General features: G+C 72.1%; 4 protein-coding genes and 1 pseudogene. 2 read left to right on the top strand and 3 right to left on the bottom strand.

Annotated elements, in window-relative coordinates:
• Nucleotides 1–368, bottom strand: a pseudogene (locus tag G3I40_RS40960) (hypothetical protein); the annotation flags it as partial.
• The gene (locus G3I40_RS40955) at nucleotides 368–1,030 is read right to left on the bottom strand and encodes an RNA polymerase sigma factor (RefSeq protein ID WP_164559888.1); all 663 of its coding nucleotides are present in this window, start codon (nucleotides 1,028–1,030) and stop codon (nucleotides 368–370) included. The gene G3I40_RS40955 and the pseudogene G3I40_RS40960, both read right to left, overlap by 1 nt.
• Nucleotides 1,031–1,745: 715 nt before the next feature.
• On the opposite strand from G3I40_RS40955, the gene G3I40_RS40950 reads away from it, so the two are divergent.
• A complete protein-coding gene (locus G3I40_RS40950) occupies nucleotides 1,746–4,463 on the top strand; it encodes an N-acetylmuramoyl-L-alanine amidase (protein ID WP_239092243.1) in 2,718 nt (905 codons plus the stop codon).
• A 51-nt stretch (nucleotides 4,464–4,514) separates the two neighbouring features.
• Here G3I40_RS40950 and G3I40_RS40945 read toward each other — a convergent pair whose 3' ends face one another.
• Nucleotides 4,515–5,114 carry a TetR/AcrR family transcriptional regulator gene (locus G3I40_RS40945; protein WP_164559887.1) on the bottom strand — a complete coding sequence of 200 codons (600 nt, stop codon included), beginning with the start codon at nucleotides 5,112–5,114 and terminating at the stop codon, nucleotides 4,515–4,517.
• A 48-nt stretch (nucleotides 5,115–5,162) separates the two neighbouring features.
• Here G3I40_RS40945 and G3I40_RS40940 point away from each other — a divergent pair.
• Nucleotides 5,163–6,572 (top strand): FAD-dependent oxidoreductase (locus G3I40_RS40940; protein WP_164559886.1); only part of this gene is annotated, 1,410 nt, incomplete at its 3' end.

Here is a 6,572-nt window from a genome sequence, read left to right as displayed (position 1 = left end):
GGCCCGGGGCCGCCCGGCGTCGCATGCCCGCCCGCGCGGTGCCGGGCGGTCCGGCCCGCACCGCGGGAACCGGTGGAGTCGACGGATCCGAGAGCGCCGAGGTCGCCGAGATCACCGGGATCGTCGAGGGAACCGGCCGTTGCCTTCACGGCGGAGAGTGAGCCGGCCTCGCGAAAGGCCTTCAACGCGGCGTCCTCACCGGGGAGTTCACCCTCGGGGCCGGCCGGCAGGATCATCAGGGCGTCGAAGGCGGCGGCGAGCCGTTCGGCCCGGCGCACATCGTCGGGAGCGACGGCCTTCAGGGGCTCCCCGCGCAGCAGACGCTCCGCCGCCTCGCGGTCCAGCCACTTGTCGTGCTCGTCGGCCATCACATGTCCTTCTGCGTCCGCGCACGCGAATGCGTCACACCGGCGGACGTCACCGTGCGGGGGCTCGGCTGCCTCGGACGCGGCACGGCGTCGAGGGGGCCGGGGGTCTTCAGGTCCGCGCCGAGCAGTTCGGCCAGGCGTTTCAGCCCGCGGTGCGCGGCGGTGCGGACGGCGCCGGGCCGCTTGCCGAGGGTCAGCGCGGCGCTCTTGGCGTCGAGCCCGACGACGACGCGGAGCACGACGGCCTCGGCCTGGTCCTGCGGGAGTTGGGCGATCAGTTCCATGGCGGTGCCGGTGGCGAGGGACTCCAGCGCCTCGTCGGCGGTGTCGGAGGGGGCGGGTCTGCCGGTGAGTTCGGTCTCGTCACCGTCGATGGCGGGCCGGCGGCCCCGCATGCGTATGTGGTCCAGGGCGCGGTTGCGGGCGATCCGGGCGGCCCAGCCGCGGAACCGGTCGGCGTCGCCCTCGAAGCGCGCGAGGTCCCGGGCGATCTGCAGCCAGGCCTCGGAGGCGACGTCCTCGGCCTCCGGGTCCCCGACGAGCGTGCGTATGTACCCGAGCAGCCGTGGGTGCACGGCGCGGTACACAGTCCGGAACGCGGTCTCGTCCCCGTCCTGTGCCGCAAGCACCGCGGCGGTCAGCTCCGCGTCGTCCCCCAGCACTCCCCTGTCCCTGCCACTCGGCGTCGTGCGCGCCCCCGATGCGCGCCCCAGCGCGAATCAGAACGCTACGGCCTGAATTCCGCCACGTCCATGTTTGTACAACGAGCAACTAGTGGGTCACACAGTGGGGTGTGACAGAAAACGCATGCGCGGCGCTGAAGGGAGTACGGGCCGCTCGCGACCCGTACCGCGCGGCGGCCGGGGTCTCTCCTGTGGGGGGTGGCGACCTCGGCCGTCCCGTATGTCCGGGCCGGCCCCTCGGTCCGTGAGGCGACCCTTGAGGCATCCCTTGAGGCAACCCTTGAGGCGGGCCGCAAGACCGGTCGTGAGCCGGCGAGATCACCGCTCTCGTGAGGCCGGCCGTAACACCGTTCGTGGGTACGGTCGTTGACCCACCCCTTCGCCCTGGAGGGCGGCCCGTCCGAGGACGTGACCGGATGGCCTGACCGGGGTCGCGACCGGATGGTCTGCCCGAGGACGCGACGTCACTGTTCGCCCCTTCCGCGCCATCTCCCTCTTCCGGTCCCTCTTCCCGTCCCTCTTCCGGGCAGACCGCGGCGACGGCGTCGCGGAGACGACCTCGCATCAGGGTTGCCCCAGTGACGCGCGACACAGCCGTGCAACCTGTGGCGTCCCTCGTCGGTCATTGGCTGAACAGAACATCCACCCGCGGTTCACGCGGGGTTGCGGTGAACTTCGACAAGGGGTGGGGCAATTGAGCCCGCGACATTCGCGCGGAAAGGCTCAGGACGCGGGCGCTTCGCACGCGTACAGGCCGCTGAGTCTCCAGCGCAGAGCATGGATCACGGTCGGCGCCGTCGTGCTCGGCGGTGTGGGCGTGACGACGTACGCCGTGGCCGGCGATCCGGCCTCCTCCGCCCAGGACGCCCAGGGCGCCGCGCGCCGGGCCGCCGCGGTCCACACGCTGAAGCTGGAGACGAAGGGCGACCGCAAGGTCGTGCCGCAGAAGTCGACCGAGACCTTCAGCGCGGTGTCGGTGACGTGGAAGGACCCCGCGGCCGAGATCGACGGCACCGCCCAGTTCCGCGCGCGGGACGCGAAGACGGACAAGTGGGGCGCTTGGACGGTCCTGCCGAAGGAGACGAACGACGCGGACGGCGCGGAGCGCGAGGGCACCGACATCCGCGGCGGCACCTCCTCCGTACCGACGGAGGGCGACTCGGACGGCGTCGAGGTGCGGGTGGTCGACGCCGACGGCAAGGCGTCCGACCTGCCCAGCGGCATGGACGTCAAGCTGATCGACCCCGGCACCGGTCCCACCGCCGCCGACCTCGCCGCCCCGGCCGCGTACAGCGAGGACACGGCGACCCCGACGGCCACGCCCACCGCGACGGACAGCTCCGCGCCGGGCGCCACGGACACCCCGACGCCCCCGGACCCGTCGCAGAGCTCCTCCACGACGGCCGCCCCGACAACGACCTCGACGCCGACGCCGACGCCGACGCCGACCGAGACGGTCCCGGATCCCCGGCCCTCCACGGTCGTCAAGCCGCAGATCATCCCCCAGTCGGTGTGGGGCCCGGGCCTCTCGCACGACGGAACGCCCACGTACGACACGGAGATCAAGGCCGCCGTCGTCCACCACACGGGCGTCGACTCGGACAACCAGGTCCCCTGCGCCAAGTCCGCCGAGCGGCTGCGCCAGATCCAGCAGGACCACGTCGGCAAGGGCTACTACGACATCGGCTACAACTTCGTCGTCGACCGCTGCGGCCAGATATTCGAGGGCCGCACCGGCGGCGTCGACCTGCCGGTGCACGGCGCCCACGACTACGGGTTCAACACGGACACCGTCGGCATCTCGTACATAGGCAACTTCGAGTCGGCGAAGCCCACCAAGGCCGCGCTCGACGCCATCGCCCGGGTGGTGGCCTGGAAGTTCGGCCAGTACGGGATCACGCCGACCGGCACCGTCACCATGACGTCCAACGGCGATCTGAACGTCGACGGCAACAAGATCCCCAAGGGCACGACGAAGAACCTGCCCCGCGTCTTCGGCCACCGGGACACCAACGCCACCGCGTGCCCCGGCGCCAACCTCTACCCGAAGCTCGGCCGCATCGCGACCCTCGCCGCGACGCCCGGCATCTCCCACGCCCTCACCAACCAGAACGTCGTCGGCGACGCCACCGCCGACATCGTCTCCGGTGTGCCCAAGGGCGCGAGCGGCGGCCAGGTCGTCGTCGTCCCCGGCACCACGGGCGGCCCGAGCGCCACCGGCAAGAAGGTCATCTCCCAGTCCACCGCGGACGTCCCGGGCGCGGGCGAGGCCGGCGACGAGTTCGGCTCGGCGACCGCGACCGGTGACGTCAACGGCGACGGCTACACCGACATCGTGGTCGGCCAGCCCGGCGAGGACGACACCTCCGGCCACAAGGACCGCGGCGCGGCCACCGTCCTGTACGGGCCCGCCTTCACCTCCGGCCTCGGCCTCAACATGGACGCGAGCTACGACCTGGCGGGCGCCCGGTTCGGTTCGGCCGTCGCGGTCGGCGACTTCAACGCGGACGGCACGGCCGACGTGTTCGCCGCCTCCACCGGCCTCGGCGGCACCTGGATGGCCCGCTACGGCGACGGCTGGGACAGCGACTCCACGATCACCGGCGTCGAGAAGGACCTGTCCAACGCGGACGCCGCGGTCGGGGACTTCAACCAGGACGGTTACGCGGACGTCGCCCTCAACTACCGCGACTCCACCGGCGTCGGCCACGTCACCTGGTTCAAGGGCGGGGCGAGCGGCCTGCGCAAGGCGGCCACGCTGACCGTCAAGGGCGGCCGCTCCGTCGCCGCCGGTGACATCAACGGCGACGGCGTCGACGACCTCGCCATCGGCCAGCCGTACGTCGCCGAGTCCGACGCGGCCGCGGGCGGCCAGGTCACCTTCGTCAAGGGCGTGGCAGGCACCGGCCTCACCGCCACCGGCGCCAAGTCGATCAGCCAGGAGACCTCCGGCGTGCCCGGCGCCGGCGAGTCCGGCGACGCGATGGGCTGGTCGGTCACGGTCGGCGACTACAACCTCGACGGCTACGCGGACATCCTCACGGGCGCCCCGAACGAGGACATCACCCGCACCTCGAACCGTTCCAACGCGGGTACGTCACTGCTCCTGAAGGGCACGTCGACGGGCCCGACCGGCACCGGCTCGCAGGCGATCACGCAGGACACCGCCGGCGTCCCCGGCGCGACCGAGACGGACGACAACCTCGGTGCGGCGGTCGCCCTCGGCGACTTCTCCGGCTACGGCCGCGCCGACCTGGTCATCGGCTCGGCGGGCGAGGACACGAACAACGGCACGCTGATGTACGTCCCGAGCAACAGCAGCGGTCTCGGCCTGACCTCGACCAAGACCTTCAACAACGCCACGCTCGGCACCCCGAACGGCGCCCGCCTGGGCGTCAACCTGGCGCCGTAACAAGCCAGTTGTGCAAGCCGCGACAAACGGATGAAAGGGGCCGTGGGGGACTCAGTTCCCCACGGCCCTTTCCACCGCGTCGAACACCTCGCCGATCATCGCCCGGTGACCCACGACGACCTCCGCGGCCGCCACCCCCGCCACCTGCCGCCCCACCGCGTCCGCGTACGCCACCCGGTACCCGGCGAGCAGGAGCGCCGCGGCCAGTCGCGGGTTCGGCACCCCGGCCTGCTGGAGAAGCCGTCCGAGCACGCCCTCGATCTCCTCGAGCGCCTCCCGGGCCCGCGCGCGCAGGGCGGGCGAGTCGAGCACGACCTGCCAGAACCAGCCGAACGAGTCGCCGATCGCACCGAACGGGTGCCCCTGGTCAACGAGTTGGAACACCATCTGACGCAGCGCCGCGAGCGGTGCGACGCCGTCCGCGCGACCCTCGACGGCCTGCGTCAGCAACAGGACGGCCTCGGGGATGCGGTCCAGGAGCAGATCTTCCTTGCGCGCGAAGTGGTTGAAGACCGTCATGGTCGAGACGTCAGCGGCGCGGGCCACGTCGGCGACGGTCACGGCATCGAAGCCGTGCTCCTTGAACATCAGCGTGGCCGTGTCCGCGATGCGCTGTCGCGTCTGCGCCTTCTTCCGGTCCCGCAGGTTCATGGACCTCACTATAGCCACTACAAAGTTTTAGTGACTACATTGAGAGTCATGGACGTGGAAACGGGCACGAAGACGAACGCGGAGACGGACGTGGATGTGGTCGTGTGCGGGGGCGGGCCCGTCGGGCTCATGCTCGCCTGCGAGTTGCGGCTCGGGGGCGCGTCGGTCGCCGTACTGGAGCGGCTCACCGAGATCGACCCCACCATCAAGGCGGGCGCCATCAACTCGCCCAGCGCACAGGCCCTTTACCGGCGCGGCTTCCAGTCGGACCTGGCGGCGGTGCAGCGCGCCGCGATGGAGCGGTTCGAGGCCTTCCGGCGCGAGCGCGGCGCCGCCCCCGAAGACGGCACCCAGCTCAAGGTGCCGCCCAAGTTCGCCGGTCACTTCGCCGGGATCCCGCTCGACGGGAACCTGCTCGACGCGGACGACCCCGCGTTCGCTGACAAGGGCCCGGCGGACGACATCGGTCTGATCTCGCAGGCCCACCTGGAGCAGGTGCTCGGGGAACGCGCCGAGAAGCTGGGCGCAGTGACGTACCGGGGAACGGAGCTGACGGGCTTCCAGGAGGACGGCGACGGCGTCACCGTGCACGCGACCGGCGGGCACACGCTCCGCGCCCGCTGGCTCGTCGGCTGCGACGGCGGGCGCAGCCTCGTGCGCAAGCTGGCCGGTTTCGACTTCCCCGGCACGCCGCCGGAGATCACCGGCCACCAGGCGCTCGCCGAGATGACCGGCACCGCGTCCCTGGAGCCGGGCTGGCACACCACCGCCACCGGGATCTACGCGTACGGACCGATGCCGGGACGGATCCTCACCGTCGAGTTCGACGGCCCTCCACAGGACCGCCAATCACCAGTGACCGAAGCAGAGTTGACGGCGAGCATCCGCAACGTGACCGGCGCCGACGTCACCGTCACCGGTATCCGCACCGCGACCCGCTTCACCGACAACGCCCGCCAGGCCACCACCTACCGCAAGGGCCGGGTGCTGCTCGCGGGCGACGCGGCGCACGTCCACTCCCCCTTCGGCGGACAGGGCCTCAACCTCGGCCTCGGCGACGCCATGAACCTCGGCTGGAAGCTGGCGGCGACGCTGCGCGGCACCGCCCCCGACGGCCTCCTCGACACCTACACCGCCGAGCGCCACCCGCTCGGCGCCTGGGTGCTCGAGTGGACCCGCGCGCAGATCACCGTGATGCGGCCCGACCGGCACGCGCGGGCGCTGCGCGCCGTCGTCGAGGACCTGACCGGCACCGTTGCGGGCACGACGTACTTCGTGAAGAAGATCTCCGGGGCCGGGCAGGGCTACGACCTGCCCGGCGCGGTCGGCCACCCGCTGGCCGGCCGCAGTGCCCCCGACCTCGCACTCGCCGACGGCACCCGGCTCGGCGACCACCTGCACGCCGGCCGGGCCCTCCTCCTCGACCTGGCCGGCTCCGAGGACGTGCGCGCGTGCGCG

Origin of the sequence: Streptomyces sp. SID14478, assembly GCF_010548525.1 — a bacterium.
Taxonomy (GTDB): Bacteria; Actinomycetota; Actinomycetes; order Streptomycetales; family Streptomycetaceae; genus Streptomyces.
This window is presented reverse-complemented; position numbering and strand designations above follow the sequence as displayed.